Annotated in this window: 11 protein-coding genes; 5 read left to right on the top strand and 6 right to left on the bottom strand. The window is 43.6% G+C overall.

Features of this window, described 5'->3' with window-relative positions; all coding sequences use genetic code 11:
• Positions 1–60: 60 nt before the first annotated feature.
• On the bottom strand, positions 61–7662 hold the full coding sequence (locus tag QUA38_RS00880) for a glycoside hydrolase family protein (RefSeq protein ID WP_333158356.1): 7602 nt from the start codon (positions 7660–7662) through the stop codon (positions 61–63).
• A 543-nt stretch (positions 7663–8205) separates the two neighbouring features.
• Between QUA38_RS00880 and QUA38_RS00875 the strand changes: the two genes are divergently transcribed.
• The gene (locus QUA38_RS00875; protein ID WP_333158354.1) at positions 8206–8415 is read left to right on the top strand and encodes a hypothetical protein; all 210 of its coding nucleotides are present in this window, start codon (positions 8206–8208) and stop codon (positions 8413–8415) included.
• Positions 8416–8665: 250 nt separating this feature from the next.
• Here the strand turns inward: QUA38_RS00875 and QUA38_RS00870 are convergent, their stop codons facing one another.
• On the bottom strand, positions 8666–10345 hold the full coding sequence (locus QUA38_RS00870) for a hypothetical protein (protein ID WP_333158352.1): 1680 nt from the start codon (positions 10343–10345) through the stop codon (positions 8666–8668).
• A gap of 413 nt (positions 10346–10758) precedes the next feature.
• Here QUA38_RS00870 and QUA38_RS00865 point away from each other — a divergent pair, with 413 nt between their 5' ends.
• Complete coding sequence (locus QUA38_RS00865; protein WP_333158350.1) at positions 10759–12126, top strand: NB-ARC domain-containing protein; 1368 nt, start codon at positions 10759–10761, stop codon at positions 12124–12126.
• A gap of 33 nt (positions 12127–12159) precedes the next feature.
• Complete coding sequence (locus QUA38_RS00860; RefSeq protein ID WP_333158348.1) at positions 12160–13086, top strand: tetratricopeptide repeat protein; 927 nt, start codon at positions 12160–12162, stop codon at positions 13084–13086.
• A gap of 4 nt (positions 13087–13090) precedes the next feature.
• Here QUA38_RS00860 and QUA38_RS00855 read toward each other — a convergent pair whose 3' ends face one another.
• From QUA38_RS00855 to QUA38_RS00840, 4 genes are all read right to left on the bottom strand, one after another.
• Positions 13091–14269 carry an MFS transporter gene (locus QUA38_RS00855; protein WP_333158346.1) on the bottom strand — a complete coding sequence of 393 codons (1179 nt, stop codon included), beginning with the start codon at positions 14267–14269 and terminating at the stop codon, positions 13091–13093.
• Positions 14270–14574: 305 nt separating this feature from the next.
• Positions 14575–14847 carry a type I restriction-modification enzyme R subunit C-terminal domain-containing protein gene (locus tag QUA38_RS00850; protein ID WP_445305014.1) on the bottom strand — a complete coding sequence of 91 codons (273 nt, stop codon included), beginning with the start codon at positions 14845–14847 and terminating at the stop codon, positions 14575–14577.
• Between the two features lie 148 nt (positions 14848–14995).
• On the bottom strand, positions 14996–15529 hold the full coding sequence (locus tag QUA38_RS00845; RefSeq protein ID WP_333158344.1) for a hypothetical protein: 534 nt from the start codon (positions 15527–15529) through the stop codon (positions 14996–14998).
• Positions 15530–15923: 394 nt separating this feature from the next.
• Positions 15924–16142 carry a hypothetical protein gene (locus QUA38_RS00840; protein ID WP_333158342.1) on the bottom strand — a complete coding sequence of 73 codons (219 nt, stop codon included), beginning with the start codon at positions 16140–16142 and terminating at the stop codon, positions 15924–15926.
• Between the two features lie 314 nt (positions 16143–16456).
• Here QUA38_RS00840 and QUA38_RS00835 point away from each other — a divergent pair, with 314 nt between their 5' ends.
• Positions 16457–17143, top strand: coding sequence for a hypothetical protein (locus QUA38_RS00835; RefSeq protein WP_333158340.1), 687 nt, complete (start codon positions 16457–16459; stop codon positions 17141–17143).
• Positions 17144–17867: 724 nt separating this feature from the next.
• Complete coding sequence (locus QUA38_RS00830; RefSeq protein WP_333158337.1) at positions 17868–18374, top strand: hypothetical protein; 507 nt, start codon at positions 17868–17870, stop codon at positions 18372–18374.
• The last annotated feature ends 139 nt before the right edge of the window (positions 18375–18513 follow it).

Below are 18513 nucleotides of genomic sequence, written 5' to 3'. Positions count from 1 at the left end.
TGGGGAGGTAAACCTCCCTAGTAATATTACAAGTTGCTTTCAGCAAAGCTTGAAACTTGTTTAAACCCAAGTTGCTTTACTAGATCCAGAAACTTTGCTTAAACTGTCCGCTGTCCATTTTCCATTGACTTTTGTGGCAGATATCACAGCTTCATGACTCCAGTCTTTTTGTTTGTCATAAAGTCCCCCCCGGTTGCCATAGCGATTTCTCTCATAGCTACTGATATCCTTCCAACCCTTATTAAGGAGATCCGTGAAAACCTGAACAACACCGCCATGAGCCTCTCCTCCAAGAGCATCATAACCGAGATCTTTATAGCGAATTATGAATGAATCAGAGGCAGTAGTAGCTCGATCATTATCTCCCATCCATCCAGCTTCTTCATCAGAAGCCACAAAAGCAACTGAGTTATATGCAACATCACGGAAATCTTTTACAGTTTCGCCATCGCCTTTTTTAGCAGTAGTATTTCCGTTGAGATCGTAAGTGTTGCCTCCACCATTTAAACCCGCTGCTGCCGGATCGAGTGCAACAATACTGTTTACTTTTCCCAACATCCGCCCAATTTCGGCGCTCACATAAGAGCCGAGACTATGACCGAAGAGACTAATGCGACTAGCTGTTAGTCCAATTGCTGCCAATGTATCTTTTGCCCATGTTGCAACAGGGTTAATAGCACCCGCAGATGTATGAGGAACTCCCCCTCCATTGTTTGCAGGATTTTTCCAGTCTAAAATTAGAACTTGATGATTCGGATAAGCTTTAGCAGCTACCTTTGCCAAGGACTGAATATTTCCATCATTGTCTAAGCTCCCACCGTCTGGATTGTTTCCGTGAATGACAACAATAGTATCCTTATTAGACTCAATTGCCGCATTCGACTTAATTTCTTGTTTCTGATTTTCCATCTTACCCTCGCTGTTATAGCGCCAGAGGCTTGCGCCACCCATGTACGGTGGTAATTTATCCCCATTTGTGATATCACCAGCAAGGCGTACAGACTTCAATTGAAGGTTATAGTTAGTCTTGGCACTAGATGTACCAGGTAGGACTCGAACAAAGTAGTCACCCGGCTCCAAAATCCGACTAACAGAATCTACTGAAGTACCAGACTTCTGAGAACTTCCAATCACTTCATTAGGATCGATGTGACCATTGTTGTTTGAGTCTCGGATCAGCTCTAAATCTGCATCTGCGCTTAAACCACTCAGGGTGAGATTAACGTTGGTGCGGTTGCTGGCAACACGGAATCGAAAGAAATCATTTCGATCGTCGTTAAAACCTATGGAATCTGAAATGGAATGAGTTCTGTCGCTGAAGCTGTCCCAATTGCCAGCAGTACCAAGCGTACCATTAGGGTCAGAAGCTGTTGGAGGATCGTTAATGGGTGTTACGCCAATTGTGACAGTGCCACCCCCTCCACTACTGGGCATCGGTGTAGAATTCGGCGGGTTGCCGTTAATATAGGCACTAGGAACCCACAAATTTGTCCCCTTTACCTTAAACCAGCGAGCATCCTGGTTTCCATTCCACATATCGGTACCGACTTCACCGTAAGTCCAAGCATCAAACTCCAACCGCTTGCTATTTGGCTCATTGCGAGAACTGCGATCGCTAAAGCGAGGACTATTCCGCAGATTCACGCCCATAGATGGCCCAACCGTACCGCTGAAATTGACCCAAGTAATGCTACCAGTTTGATTTGGCGTAGATATAGGCGTTACATTTACAGGCACATTAGCAACTCCTGTATAAATGCCATCTCTGAATAAGATGCCCTCTTCATTACGCCGTCGCACTAAACCGGGCAACTTAACACCACCACCATAGACCCACCGACTGAGTTCGTATGGCGCTGCGCTGTATTCACCCGCATTGAGTCGTTTTAGCAAGTCAGATTGTTGGAGATTTCCTGCGCCCAGGTTGAAAGTAAAGCTAACCAGTGCGTCAAACTGTTGCTGATTAAGGGGTACTTTCACCAAGCTTTTCACAGCCTGCACCGCCGCATTAACATCAGACCTGAGCAATTCATAGGCACGCTGTTCGCTGATGCCACTGCGAAACTCTGCTGGTTCGCTGCCATTACAATTGCCTAAGTGTACGAGATGACCGACTCCGATCGTGCAGTGACCAGCAGGATCGTTGTATAGATTAAGTCTTGTTCCCTCATGTTGGGCAATAAACCTCAGACCTGCTTCGCTGACTGCATAAGCAGGCGTTCCTTGTGAAGGAGTTGGTGTCACTGGAGTACCAGATCCAGTCTGATAACTCACAGGTAGATAAACCGACTGTTCTACCTGCAAATTACGCGCTTCCGCTTCCGTAAATGTACCGCCGCCTGGTTTCTGGATTTCGGGCCAACGATTAGCATTACCTAATTCCCGCTGAGCAATGCCTGACAGAGTATCGCCTGGACGAACTCTGTACTCTCGTTGTTGTCCAGGCTGTGCTGGAGGAGCGTTATAGGAATTAGTTTGAGCATTTTCCAGTTGGACAAAGGACAATCCAGCATATTGCGCTGGAGTCAGAATTCGTTCCTTAATCCCGCTACCAGTTGGCCAGTTCGACTCAGTAATGCGGACGCGACCATCGGGATAAACTTCTTCCAAAAAGGCAACGTGTCCCCACTGTAGAGTTCCTTGAGTATAAGGAGGCCAAACCACTAAACCCCGCGCCCCAGGAGTTGGCGTAGAAGTAACAGGCAAACCTACCTTCAAAGCATCATTCTTCCACGTCCCAGCATGACCCCGGAACAAAGCATTATTCTTGATAGCTGCAGGTAGCAAGCCAGTTTCCAGCATCCGTCCGTAAGCATACCAAGTGCATTGTCCCTGCCAGTTGTAAGCAAAGGGATTGACAGGGCCACTCCGATAATTCGGTGAGTTGGAGTTAATCGGAACTTGAGGGATGGGTATAGGCGTGGGTGTGGGTGTAGGAGTTGGTGTGGGTGTGGGCGTGGGTGTAGGAGTGGGCGTGGGTGTAGGAGTGGGCGTGGGTGTAGGAGTGGGCGTGGGCGTGGGTGTAGGAGTTGGTGGGAGTAAAGATGGACCACTAGGCGGATAACCATCAATCCAAATACTAGGAACCCAGTAAGCTTGACCGTTGTACCACGTCCGGTAATACAGCGCATCCTGTCCTCCGGTAACTGGATCGATATTGACACTGCCCCAAGTCCAAGCGTCAAAGTTAAGCCAAGTGTTTTTGGGAAGAGAAACCGGGCCGCGATCGTTGAAGTTAGGACTGTTCCGCAGATTCACGCCATCATCCGGCCAAACACGCAACTGGAAGCTTTCCGCTGTCTGGCTGGCACGCTCTGTGGGCGTTACCTTTCCTTCACCAGTCCAAGTATCAGGAATAATGGTAGCTGCCACATCATACTCTTGCGGTATTGTAGCTAAAGCCAAAGCTACAGCAGCTTCTAAATTCAGCAATCCACGACCTGTTTCATTATCCCAATTAGGCTCCTTCAAATCAGTGGCAGTATCCTTGATAATTTGAATCACTTGGCGATAACTCAAACTAGGATTTGCGGCCCAAACTTGCGAAACAGCACCCGTGACTTTCGCAGTAGCCACCGAAGTCCCCGCCATCGCACCTACGCCATCGCCAGTAGTGGACAAAACTGGATTTTCTACTGTCCCTCCATCGGCTAAAATATCTAAACCGACACCGTAGCTGGAATAATTTGTGCGATCGTAAGCCTTAGAAAGCGCAATTTCATCATTAATTCGTTGGGCCGCACCCACAGTAATAATGTTGTCAAATTCCTGCGAAGCTTGACCTAAAACTGACATCATACCGCCATCGTTACCAGCCGCCACTACCAGCAATACGTTATGCTGGCGCGCATATTCTATTGCAGCCCTTTCCTCCGGCGTAAATTCATAGCGAGTAGTAACGCTACCGTCAGGATTGATTTGAGTTAAATCTAAACTAAGGTTCACAACTGCATTCGGTTGATTCGACTCGACAGCAGCATTGACAAATTCAACCAAAGATTCCGCCCACTGTCCAGAACCGATCGCCCGCCCCACCCACAAAGGCGCTTTATCGTTCACCCCATCAATACCCACACCGTTGTTTTGAATTGCGCCAATAATCCCTAAAATGTGCGTACCGTGTTCGTTGCCTTCACCTGTGGCCAGTAAGGGGTTAACATCATTAGAAACGCGATCGCGCCCTAAAATAATGCGGGAATAGTCAATATCAGGATTATTGCCACTGAAACCCGTATCAATTACACCCACTAACGGCTGATTTGCTACAGGAAACTCAAATTGTACTGGTTGAATAGGTTCGATCGCAGGTGGTGTGACTTTCACTACCATATCTTCCAACCGCGAAATCAATGTCCCTGTCTGAGCCGAAATAGGAGTCGCCCCAGTTTGCTCCCTCAGCTTCTCAGTCATGGTTTCTAAACGAGCAATCAAAGTGCGATCGATCGCCTTTTCGACAACCACATCAGCACTACCCAAATTACTCAAACGTTGTTTAATGCTTTCCAATCGCGCAATCCAATCAGCATTAACATCATTATTTTTTGGTGCTACTTCATCCTTAACCGATTCTGTCACCGTCACCGTCGAATTATTTTCAGTTGGCTTTTCAACTGTTGGAGAAATTGGCAATGACTCTTTTGGTGCAGCATCATTAACACCTCCCGTCTCAGTCTGAGTAACTATCTCCTTTTTCTGCGACTCTACAGCAGTATTCGTACCTGCAACTGGCATAGTCGGCGCTTGCGGTGGCACAACCGCTGGAGTCTCTTTACTCTCCACCGTCGCTATTGGCTGACTTTCCTTCACAGACTCTACAGGATTTGCGACTACTTTAAGAGTGTCAGTTTCCTCTACCTCAGTTACTACCTCAGTTACTACCTCCGGTTTAGTTTCTTCTTTAACCGGGTTTTCCGCTGGCAAAACTTCCGGTTTTGTTTCTACCTTGGTCAGACTTTCCGCTGGCAAAACTTCCGGCTTTGTTTCTATTTTTGGCTGAGTTACCGATGGCACAAATTCCGCTTTTGTTTCTACCTTACTCTGACTTCCGACTGGCAAAAATTCCGGCTTTGTTTCTACCTCTGCCTGAATTTCTCCTGGCAATTCTTCGGTTTGTGTTTCTAGCTTCTCCGTTGGTGTCGTTGCAGCAACTTCCGTCTCAACATTAGATTGAGCAGGCAAAATGGGCGTTGCTGGTGCTTCAGTAACTTGTTTTTTTACCTCAGTTGTCGCTACGGGAATCGGCGTTTTTTCAACTGGTAATTTTTCCGCCGATTCCGCCACACTATCTCTGCCAGCGGTTGGTGTTGTCGCACCTGTCGTTGGCTTTTTTTCTACCTTGTCAGTTGTTTCAACCTGAGTCGAATCACCAAGATTATTTTCAATATTTTTGACTTCTTCCTCAGTCGTCACCACTGGAGTAGGCTTTGCATCTACTTCGTCGGTGGTTTCAAGCTGGGTTAAATCATCAGAGTTATTCTCAGTATCTTTGACTCCTTCCTCAGTCGTTACCTCTAAATTCGTAGGCTTTGTATCTACCTGATCTGTTGTTTCAAGCTCAGTCAAATCACCAGGATTATCACCAGTATCTTTGACTTCTTCCTCAGTCGTCACCGCTGGAGTAGTAGGCTTTGCATCTACTTTGTCTGCTGTTTCAATTTGGGCTGCATCAGTATCTTCGTCAGTAGTAGTGGCAGGTGCTGAAGTTGTGGGAGTCTCTTGATCAGAAGTTGATGGAGTCAGAATGTCCTTTTCTAACTCATCAAGTGAATCGGATAGTTCAGCATCTACATTTAATTTTGGTTCCGGGGTAATGTAAGGTTTCGCATAGGCAATAAGTGCCTTGCCCAAATCAGTTTTCCGCCACTCTTTATCCGGGTTAATCACCGTATCAAGCAAAGCAGCTTTTGCCGTCGCACCCCGCACTTGGAAAATGATATCGTTGTAATCCCTGTCACTCCCTGCATCTAACCGCATATCCTCCATGATAAAGGTATTACCTTCTCCGGTCAGATCCGCCATTTGACCAAAGTGAAATCCCTCCACAGGATTCGCCATTGCCATAGAAAATAAAGGACGTTGATCGCCGCCAACAGTCGGATTATCATAAACCAGTTTGACACTACCGTTGGGAACCAACATCACCCCATATTTACCACCAGCAGTTACGGCAAAACTCTTGACTCCTAAGTAAACTCCTTCGTTGGCATTGTCCTCTCCTAATAAACCGGAAAACTTGGCACCTTCTGTAGCATCATTAATTACTACATGACCTTGCACAGAGTTACTTAAAGAACGCGCAGCTACTTCTTTAATAAATGCTTCCGAACCGGGTTCAAATTGGTCTAAATCGTCTAAACTAAAAATAGCTAACTCACCTTGGAACCTCCCACCATCAAATATGTAGTTTATACTGAAAAGACCAGTTTGATCCGTAGTAAATACCCCCGATGTAAAGAGAGCAATTAACTTTTTCTCCGTAATAGGTTCTGGTTCTTTTTGGGTGTCAGTTATTGCTACGGTAGTAGGCGAATTCTCTTTCTCTATTTCTTCCTCGTCGCTGGTGTCAGTATTTGTTTCGTCCCCTGGCTTGGTGGCATCTGGGGAAATAGCAACTAAAGTCTCGCCTGTTTTTGGTTCTTGAGTAGCAACAGTTTCGTCTGCAACTGCATCTGTTTTGGTGGTGGCTGTGCTATTTAGATTGTTTGTGGCAACAGTTTCGCTGGGTTCTTCGGCGGTTGAATTTGCCGAATCGATTGGTTTGTCTTGTGCGATTTCCCCCACTGATGTAGTCTCTTCACTTGTTTGCAGTTCTTCGCTAGCAGATTCAGTCGTGGCTACAGGTTTTTCCGGTTCAGATGTGAGAGTTGTTTCGGAGTCTGTAGTGACTGATTTTTCGGTAGTTGTTGATGTTGTTTCAATTGCCGAGTCAGTCGTGGAAATAGGTTCTTCTGGTTCAGACGTGAGAGTTGCTTCGGAATCTGTAGTAGCTGGTTTGTCGGTAGTTGTTGTTTCTGCTGCCGAGTCAGTCGTGGCTACAGGTTCTTCCGGTTCAGATGTGAGAGTTGTTTCGGAATCTGTAATAACTGGCTTGTCGGTTGTTGTTGTTTCTGCCGCAGATTCAGTCGTGGAAATAGGTTTTTCTGGTTCAGACGTGAGAGTTGTGTCAGAGTCTGTAGTGACTGGCTTGTCGGTAGTAAGTGATGTTGTTTCTGTGGTGACAGTCTTATCGTCAACAGCACTTCCTGTAATCACATCTATGTTTGCAGTCGGTTTTTCCGAAGTTTCGGCGCTGTTTAAGGGAAGTGGAGAATCTGATGTTGCACCAGTGAGGGTGTCTACGTCGGATGATTGTTGAGTGCTAGTTGGTACTATATTCAGTGTGTATTTGATGTCGCCGCTGATTTGCAAAGTATAGTCTCCGACTACTAAGCTGTCAGCGCTAATTTTTTCTGCATCGGTTCCCGCGTTGGTGGAACTGTAAAGTGTTTCGCCACTAGAGTTTAATAAAGATAGGTCGGCATTCCCGCTCAAACCGTCGATCGAAAATTGAAAACTTCCCGGACTGGTGATATTAAATTTGTAAAGGTCAAATATATTTGTAGTATCAACGCTACCAGTGTAGCTTGTGCTGTCAGTCAATGCCCCGATGTTACGTTCAGTCATACTACCCCTGAAAAATAGTTGCTTGAAAGCGCTCTTAATTATCTATCTGGCGGAACTTGAGGTTTTTATGCAAATCACGGGAAATCGTTACATAAGTTTATATTTGGGTTGCCCGATCGCCCAAAGTTAAGTTCAGTTATACTACCCGTGAAAAATAGTGGGTTAAAAAAACTCTCTACTATTATCAGAAGCAAACTGAGGTTTATGCAAAATCATTACATTTCCTTACATTAGGGTTGGCTTATCGCCCAAAATTTGAAAACTACCGGCATTGAATTTACCCGATTCTTTTGATTCAAACTCTTGTGTAGTGGACATCCTCGCCTCAAAGGTGCAATTCAAATACCCCTCTTCTTTCACTAAGCGACAGAAGAAAATAATAATTCACTCTCATTTCTCAAGCTAGAGAAGGGATTTGGGTAAAAGTCCTGCGTATTGAGGTATGGCTAGTAATGTGATGGTTCTGAACGCACTCGGCTCCTGCTCGCTACCGCGTTGAGAAATACTCCAGACAAATGGAGTAATGCAGTAGAGAGCGGGATAATGATGACTGTAAACAGAGAAAATATTGGGCTACGGCTGGCTAGCAAGGTGAAGCTAGCCGATATCAGTTTCTTGTTGTCGCTAGACGATCGCACTTTAGGAAAAGGAACAATTGCGATACACCCAAGAGATTATCAGACTGCTTTGAGGTATTGGGCTATGGGCTTCAAATCCATTTCATCGTTGGAAGTCAGTATTTTGAATAAATGACAGGGGATGCCGGCCGCCATTAAAGCTTCCATATCTCGATCAAGCTTTGACGAGTCCTCATAGATAGATGCCGACACACTGAGTTACGCAAGCTAAAGTAGCAGCGAAGGACGGATTTGGGACGGGAAACGGGCGATCGTACTTTGGGAAAATAAGGGCTATCGCTCTTTTTGTTGTTTGGGGAAAAGGGCGATCGCATTCTGAGTAAAAAAGAAAAACCCTAGCTAAACCTAGCTTATGCAAAAACTAATCAAGACCAATTAATCGGTACATTGCGATCAATACCATAACCCTGATCGGTTAGTGTGTTGTACATACTGTTGGTCATTGTGGGATTAAAGTTGGAGTGGTTCATCAGGCTTACAACAAATTCATGGTCAAGACCTAGAGTATGACCAATTTCATGCATTGCTAGCCGAACTAGCGAATTATTATTGACAATCTCGGAAAATCGACTGGGGTTAAACCGAATATTATTCTGATAATCAACTCCGTTTATGTCAACGTCTGGTCCAGAAAAGTTAGCTCGATAATTACGAGCAGAGTCCGTATAGGAGTCCGCGAACCAGCCTGAACTATCAGTTGGACTCTTCACAACTGAAATCTTCAGAACTCCACTAGAGTCTTTATCTTTAGTGATTATTCTCTCCCAATTTTGTGCGGCTTTTTCCATCTGGTTCATCTGTGGTTGAGTGAAGCCTCCATAGGGATAAACGAGTTGGATATCAATATCGGGTTTACCAGGCTGAGGTTTAGGCTGTACCCAAACTGAAATAGCCTCGACTCGTTTAGACTGGCCACGAGTTCCGGAAAATTGACCATTTCCGACTCTAGCAGTGTCACCTATTCCCTCTACATGAGCCTGATAAAATACATCATACTTAGATGCTTCCGAACCAGTAAGACGGATGGCAAATCCCTCGACCCGTCGAGATTGACCTTTTGTACCAACATACTGCCCTTCTCTCACCCAAGATGTATCACCGATATCTTGAATATGAGCCATGTACTCCATGCTTAAGCCTGGAATTGGAGAATCAAGATTTATCTGAAACCCCTCTAAACGCCGTGACTGACCTGTAGTACCCGCAACAGCACCTTCTGGAAAGATTCTGTCACCAATATCCTGTATATGAACAAGTTCTCTCAATCCTGGGTCTGGAAGAGATGCTTTTTCTATCTGAATTTCTTTACCATTTAAGTGAATGGTTGCACTATCATCCTCAGCTTTTAAACTTGCCAAATCCGTCGCATCAAAAGTTTTACCCTCAACAACCGCCGCCAAAATCGCTCCCTCATCTCCCGGTGAATCCGTAACATTCAACTGCGAATCAACAGAGTGCCCTATCTCTTCGAGCAACACATCCGCAACCGCCGCCTGATTCGCCCTATTCTGAGCCAAAAATTCCTTCGATAAATAAATCGTATCCGTCGCCGCAGCAAAAGCCCCATTCGCCCCATCAATCTCAGTAGACGAGACAACATTCACCGGCGGGATATCGCTAAAATCTCCCTGAAACCATTCTTCAGCTAAGGCTTTCGCGCCCGCAGCATCCCAGTTTTCCCCAAAAGCCAAATTGATCTTAGCCACGAAATCTGGATCGGCCGCAAACTTATTCAAATCCCCATATACCTCTGACATCGCCTGACCTGTTAGCAAATCAACAGAGCTATCCGGTAAACTGCTGTTGGAGTCGGCGATCTCCCCATTAGCCATCCTGGTTAGCAAATCGTCAGGCAAGATGATATTGTCATAGGCTTCTGACGTTAAAGTCGGAATATTAACTTCCTGACTAGCACCCCCGGTTAGGACGCGGTTAGCATCTAGCTGCGGGATAATTGCCTTAGTCGGTTCTAGGCTGGCATTCCAAGGAGCGATCGCATCCGTACCAACTGTATTACCCAGCAAGACATCATCTAGTAATTGCATAATCTAATCTCCTTACAAAACTAATTTTTTGTCAACAGAACAAATCAAACAAATAACACCTTGTTTCACCGAATATCAACTAAAACGCTAATTTTTTCGTCAAGTAAGCATTATGCACTAGCAAGGGCTGAAATCATAAGATTATAGGAACCAGCATTGGCAAACCCAGTCATTTCAATAAATACCGACTTAGTTATTAGCTTACAGGGAGAATAAACTTCTCACCCCCAAGTTAGGATAGTTTAAAGCTAAGTTTGCCTGATTCGTGATACAGTATTCTGACATTTGTCTTTCCTCTTTTTTAAAGGACAAGGCCAAATCTGTTTTTGATTAGCCACACTTTTACAATGGCTGATTTTCCGAACAGATACCAGATCAGGTAAGATCACTACTAAGCTGATCTAAAATTGATCTTGACAAAAGACCCATTATCAATAATGCAGACTCTTAAGGCATCTAAAGAGGGACTACGTAAAATCAAGCAGGCTAGAGAGGATAGAGGATGGACTGTCGATAGCGGCAAATGGTTTGAAGAAGCCACTAAAATCCTTGAGCCTAACCGTAAAAATGGTCAACCTTTGGCTGAAGGTATCTCAGAGGGAACTTGGAAACGTTTTCTTTCTGGAAAAAATCCCATTAATGCCAATGCCTTCCGGGCCTACTGCCAAGTTTTGGAACTTAACTGGGAAGAAGTAGTTGATCCGGCTAATGCCGAAGACTCTAATACCCCAAGGATACGGATACCTAGCCTCCGTTGTCGGCGAGTCTGGGGGAGAGAAACCCTCACTCACGAAGTGCTAAATTACTTTGATAGTCCCCAAGAACCTTTAATTCTGTCGCTTAATGGTAGTGCGGGCTATGGCAAAACAGAAGCAGCCTGTCAAATTGCCCAAACAGCCATTCAAAATAATCTCTTTGCCGATGTGCTTTGGGTAACAGCCAGACAAACTGAATTTGTTGATAATAACATCAGCCAAATTAATCCATCTGAAGCCTTAAGTTGGGATCAATTTCTTAATCAAATAGCTCATCAACTTAGCTGTACTCAGGAGAAAGTGCAAGAACGACTAAGACAAAAAAAAATCCTTGTAGTTTTGGATAATGCTGAAACTTCGCAAATAAATGAAATTCTCCCTAGGTTAGCAAAAATGCTCAACCCCAGTCGAGCTTTACTCACCAGTCGCGTTGAAACTAAACTCCCATATCTAGGGCTAAAAAATGTTCCGGGCTTAGAAAAACGCTGGTCTTATGAACTATTGCAAGATGAAGCAAAATTTGATAATATTTCTGCTTTGCTAAACGCAACTGATCAAAATTTAGAAAGAATGTATGAATTATCCTGTGGCGCACCACTAGCCTTACATTTTATTGTCGGTCGAGTTTTGTACGATCGAGATTTAGAGCCTGTATTATCAGCCTTAGAAAAAGCTAGTGGCGAAGTGGAAAATTTCTATAAATTTTCTCTAGAAACCGCATGGCAACGCTTAAGCGATCCCGCTAAAAACATATTGCGCTATATTGGTCTACAAGCTGATGCAGGTGTAACTTCAGATGAATTATTAGGAACTAAAAAAATCGAAAAATCTGATTGGCATATAGCTAGACGTGAACTAAAACAGTGGCATTTAATTGAATATGTTACGGATGTCCAAGGGAACGATCGATATGACTTACATCCTTGGTTAAGGAGAAGTTTAAGGAGTGGTTTAGTCGATAACTGGGAACCCGATCTAAAATACTTAGAAGATATTGCCAAATGGAAACTGGGTATCGATTGGTAAATTTCCTATTACCTTCATAAGGAGATAACAAATATGCCTAATATTGATGTCAATATCTTAGAAGAAAGAAAGAACATTTCCAAATTTTTACGTAACCTAGAAAAAAAGTGTTTATTGCAAAGTGACGAGAGAGAGCAAGCTTTTCAACTCTTAATAAAAGTTTGGGATTCCATCAATACTCCTCTATTTGACTTTGGTTATTGGCATGATTTCAGCGAGTTGGGTTACGTTGTTATGAGAGCAGCACAAGAGCTTAATAAAGTTGGAGCAGAAGCCCAAGCTATAAATGAAATAGGGTGGGTAAATATGGAATGGGGTAATTTTGACCTTGCTGAAACAAATTTTATTAAAGCACTGCAAAAATATGAATTATTAAATGATGCTCATAAACAGTGTAGAACTCTGCGTTACTTAGGAGTTTTATATTATCGAAAAAATGAAAGAGAAATCTCCTTAAATTACTATCGCCAGGCTTTAGATATAGCCGCTAAGGAACGCACCCAAAGTTCTGGACAAGATCGAAATGCTTGGACTTTCTCAGAAGCTGAACTACGTAATATGTTTGGAATATATTATCTGGATCAAAATGACTTAGCTACTAGCTACCAAGAACTAAGTTATTGTTTAGAACTTTACCGTTCTATTGAAGATACTTATTACCAATATTATCAAACAGCACCTTTACTTAATTTGGGTAAATGGTATTTTGTCCAACAAGATTACCAAAAAGCCAAAAATTGTTATCAAGAATCTTTAAATATCAGTAGGAAAATTGATCGAACCGACATGATAGCAGGGGCGTTACTGCGATTAGCCGAAGTAGCAGAAGCCGAAGGTAATGATCTCAGAGCGATTGAATTAGCTACAGAAGCAGAACAGGCTGCTGGTACTGAAATTACTGTAACCAGAGAAGCAGCAGCCCATTTTAAAGAGAGAATTTTGGAAAAAAATCACAGTTAAATTTTTATTCTCGATCTAGTTTGAGAAGGGGAATGAGAAACCAGCAAAGTGCTGTAAATAAAGCACTAATGCTAACAATTACAGAAAATTGCATTCCCCTGTCCCACAGCCACCCTCCCAGTATCACCCCCGGAGTATTAGCAAAATTCCAAAGTGACATTAATAAAGCATAAGCAGTACCCTCAGACTCATCAGGACAAGCGGTAGCTGCTACTTCCAAAGCGCCCAAGGTAGCCATTACATCTGTAAATCCGCAGAATAACCAGATTAAAATAGCACTTTTTTCATCTTGAATAAAAATTAAAGCGAGAGTAGAGATACTTCTAAGTGCTATCGTTAAATTTAGCAGATTCCGACGGGAAATTTTATAAGCAAAAGTACCAAAAAAAATTGCTCCTAGTCCTACAGATATAGAGATTATAGCACCTAAAACTCCTAAAAAATCAGCCTCAAAACTTAAAACATCACGCTGATAGTATAAAACGGGTGGCTCGGGGCGAAATCGAAAGCAAGCAATAAAGATAAATGCTGCTAAAAATTGAGGTGATCGCACACCTAACCACAGAGCTTTTATATTTTTTTTTAGAGAAACCTTGCTATTTTCAATCTTAGCCTCTGGAAGAATAAATAAAGTTGCTATCAATCCTAAAAATGGTACAATTGCCGTCAATAAAAAAGCGAAAGATAGATTAGCATTTTGGGCAATCCAACCTCCAAGATAATACATGAAAGCCCCACCTAAACCTCGTGCTGACCATTGTGCAGCTTGCAAGATAGATGTTTTACCTTTTGGTTTGCCCTCAACTACCATTAATTTATCAGTTAAAACATCAGAAAATGCTATACAAGTAGAGACAATTACCATGCTAATTAGTAACATCGAAGTTGTATAGCCTGAAAATCTAGCTAATCCCAAAAGTACCGCAAAAGCCAAAGTATAACAAGTGATAAAATACCCTTTCATGCGATAGCCAAATAAAGGAAAACTATCCGCAATAACACCCCCAAGTGGCTTGATAAACCAGGGTAAACCTACCAAACTCCAGAAACTAGCTGATTCAGCAGCATCTAAGTTAAGATTCTCCTTAAGATATAATGAGAGGGGGATGTCAAAAATACCTGGATTACTTCCGTAAGTTTGAATCAGGTAAAAAAGGGCCATCAAAAAAATAAGTTGTTTCATAAAGTGAAAGGATTAAATTTATTTAAAACTAACTCAATGTTACCTGAGATATGACTCCAGCACTTCAGGGAGATTTTAAGAGTTCAATCCCAGTCGGAAGCTCAGATGGGATAGCGGTTAGGGCTTGGAAAAACCCCGCTCGGCGTTGACCACATTTTTTTAGCTGCTATCTATAGTAGAATGATTTATAGTAGTAGCCAGATGACCCGGTTTTTTGTGATCGCACAGTTCTGTCGAAGTCCAAGTAATCACAATTGGGCTTCAGCCAAGATTATTTGTAACGCCCCAGGTTTTACTGCTGTGTCTTATGCAGCAGCGCGTGTAGAAACTTCTTCAAGAATAGAAAATAATTCATCTACCTGAGCCGAGGTAAATAATCCCTCTGGCCCCTGTGGCGTAATGTCGGTAAATGGGGATTCATAGAGGATTGCTGCATCCATTGCGCCATGTGCGGTTAGGTAATCCACAATCATATCCACAAATTCAATCTGATTGCGCTTTCTTGTTCCATAGATAATTCTAAAATTTTGGGCGATTATCAGTTTAGCTTGGATGTGGTTTGGCTGGAGATATGCGATCGAGCAATCTATCTGTTGCTTGTACTCCAGTTTGAACGTTTCACCCTCTAGCTGCTGCTGAAGGTGGTGGCGAAGGTGGCGGATTAGGTCGATGCGATCGCGGCGGGGCGGATAGTGGGTCGCGCCCAGTCAGCAGCCTGAGACTCGTCTATTTAGAGAGATTTTCAACATCATTTACGAATGTACCTAAAATCGACTCCTCATTTATTTGATTATTTTGATGTCCTAAGTCTTTTCGCATTGCTAGTAGCATTTGACCAAACAACAGAATAGGAGTGGTTGAAGAATCTTGCTTGTTTGCCATTTGGCGAAACTTAATGTATAAATTTAAAACATCGTCAGAAGCCCATAAAATTAAATCAGGTGTCATGTCATGGATGCTTTTAATTAACTCTTCTTCAGTTTTAGGTTCTTGCCCTAACTTTTGGGCAAATATACTATCAAAGAAAAGGTTAATAACTTTGTCATATACTTCAATCTTTTTGGGCTTCTGTTCATTGCGGACTTGAATATTAAAATTCCCCGCAACTGTAATCAATGCGCCTAATGAAGCAATTAGAATTGTGATAAATTGCCAAGGTGCTTGGCCAATTTCATAAAATAAAGCCCAGATGATTGCACCAAAAATTGCAACACCAATTAATCCAAGCCCAGCATTCTGCCAATTTGTATTACTTTCCACTAACTTACTCTCCTTTGGTTGTAACGACGGGCAATTCTCTGAATTCTGTCGGGCGTGGTAGCCTGTGACTGAAGCTACCTCTTCGGTCATCAATCCTCGCAGCGTGCAGCCAGACAATTTGATAGCGAGTCCGTTCAATTGGCTCAATAGCAGAACGGTAGTGACTCTCCAGTTTTAAAGAATGACAGATGTGGTTCAACAATCAGACGCACGGGCCCGTAATGATGCGATCGCACGCGCCCCTTAACTACACCCATTATACCCAGGACGGTGCTACCGTCCTGGATATAATACAAATTATGTCCGGTCGATTCAAAGAATTAATCGCAACCTATAGAACTAATATACTCACCTAAGAAGCGGCTGATGTGGGAAGCATCAGCCGTCTCTTACATCAGTTGCGATTGCAGGCTTTAACCAGTTCCGTTAACGAACGAATTAGCAAAGTTACGGCCAAAATAGTCGCCACGGCAATTCCTCCGTATTGGAGTTGTTGTATCGGGTGCAGGGAGGCCAAATTGGCAATAAAATTATTGGAACTGCTGGGAGCCTCAGTCGCTTGACTTGTGTTTTCGGTTGTTGCTAGGCTGAAGGATGTTAGGGAGTTGTTCATTTTGTACCTCAATAGTTGTTAATTCAACCCCTTCAGAAATGATGGCTTTTCCATCGAGTAAGAGCTTCAGAACTGGAGCGGTTGGGTGATATAACTATCAAATTAGTCAAGTTGATAAGTGAATTCCAGACCTGTTGAGGACAAAGCGCTAAGTTCCCTTTTCTGTCCTGAAAGGACATTTAAAGCCTACTAACTATAGCGGTTATTGGTAAGGTGAAGTACATCCTTGAAGCTGAAAAGCTTGGCCATCAAGAGATGAGCGTGTACCTCACCAGGGTAAGAAAGGCTATAGTTGGTATTTTGATAGGTCATTTATGAGTAAAAATCGCAAGCCTCGCGGTGTTCGGGTCACTGATGTCGGAATCGAGATGCTTCTGGGAGCCAAGGCACGCGGAGAAGGCGACGAGAGCAAGCCTCTAACCTACGATCGCATTGCCGAGCTAGCTAAGGTAGATTGCAAAACGGTTGGCCGTTTCTTCCGCAAGGATTCCGTATCTATGGATTCTGCCACCCGAATTGTCAAAACTTTGGGTTTACAACTAGCAGAGATTGTTGAGCAGTTCGATCGAGACTCAGCAGAGCAGGAAAAACGTGCAACGCGCCGCGATCGAGCAATCGAGGAACTAAAAAACGCAGTAGAAGAGTTTCAAACTAGAATGGAGTTTAGCCACCAAGCCGCAGGTTGGCTAAACGACCGACAGCAAGAGATTTTGGCTCATGAAGCTACCGAATACGTGTTAGAACTGTCTTCCGAACTGAAAGAACAGTTTGCCAAGGATCTTAGAAACTACTTGTATGCAATCCATCACTGCCTAAATTTAGGAGATGGCGAATTACTGTACAAAGCAAGCATGAAGATTCCTTTGACGGTGAAATCAGATGTTTATGTAGCAGCATTCAAATTTATCGAGCAAAAAATTTCTAACGATCTCCCTGACGAGGCGAATAAGCAATTAAAGTTTTACCTAAAGCAATTGATAAACACGATCTCGTTACTCTAATCTATGGTTCAGGGATCTAAAAAGTGAAAAGAACCCGAACGTTATTCTACAATCTATTCCTTCATTTGCTCTAAAACTATTTTCATATAAGTTTCACGTGTTTGTTGTATGTAATCAATTACTGGTTGCAGGCTTGGTTCGAGTTCTGGATACTGTTTTATAATTTCCTTTAGCTTTTGGAGCAACTGTGGATGGGGAGGAAGAGACATTGTAAAATTCCTGAGTTTTAATTTACACTCAGATTTACATAACGATTTGCCTAAAATCAGGAATTATACAAGTAGTAATAACTATACTACGTGACCTAAAAACTCATTTTTAAACGCCCAACTTTTGTACCGTCCGTCGCTTCGCCTCCTCTCCATGCCGTAGTGCATGGCACCTTTCTCGCGGTGCTACCTTTTTCGCGTCGCATTATCCGAGTTGTAACTACCACCAATTCACCGTCGCAAACTCCCGCCACACAGCTCGCCCTCGCTCCTTCGATGCCCTTCGATGTACCGAGCGTCCTGTTGCGCTTGCTGTTAAGAGATATTGAAAGATCGTGCAGTAATGCAGTAAAGGTGGGATAATTCCTGCAACAACGAGAGCGAGTTATCTCGTTCTAATCTAAATCAATATTGACTGCAACCTTCTGGGTTTGAACGCAGCAAAAAATGCTATCGGGTGCAACTGCTAACTTTTTTTGCCTAACGAAAGCAGGCATAGAGAAACCAGGTATGCAATGAACTATTCGATCTTCGGATTAATCGCCGTCCCTTTTTTATCCGGTGCGACAGTAGCGCGACCCGCCAGCTATCCCGCGGCCAGAGCGCCTGCTGCGGTGCAAGTCGCAACCCGAACAGTGCCACCCCAAAAATATATTAGTGAATGGACTGACTTTATTTTCTACAAGCTTCACCCACAACTGAACCGCCGCAAAATCGGCCCCGATGAAACTCAGTACATCAACGAATGGTCTGCTATTCAAAAAGTGGTGCGGAATAACTTGGTGTACGAGCCGGGTTGCAACAGGCGTTTTAGTTACGATTGGCTGATTTCGGTGTATGACGGTCAGAGTAGGAACGGGCTAATTTTATCCAGCCCCGTACTCAATAAAGTGGCGGATGCCGTATTCTACACCCGCCATTCAGAATTGGGCTACCGCAGGATACAGCCTGATGAAACGTCCCTAGCGTCGGAGTGGTCGAGAATTCGGCGGGCCGTTAGTTTGTTGCACCCTTGCGATTGACGCTCCGCGTACTGTCGGTCAATTCAACACCAGGCTTGCTTATTGTCTGTAAAGCTTTGTAACAATCGCTTGGTGTTTTGCATAAAAGCAGCGGGTTGGGGCTGATATGTAGGTAGGGGATGCGGTGTGGCAGGTTGAG

It is taken from the genome of Microcoleus sp. Pol12B4 (genome assembly GCF_036701385.1).
GTDB lineage: Bacteria > Cyanobacteriota > Cyanobacteriia > Cyanobacteriales > Microcoleaceae > Microcoleus.
Note: the sequence above shows the minus strand (reverse complement) of the source record. Positions and strands in the feature narration are given on the sequence as shown.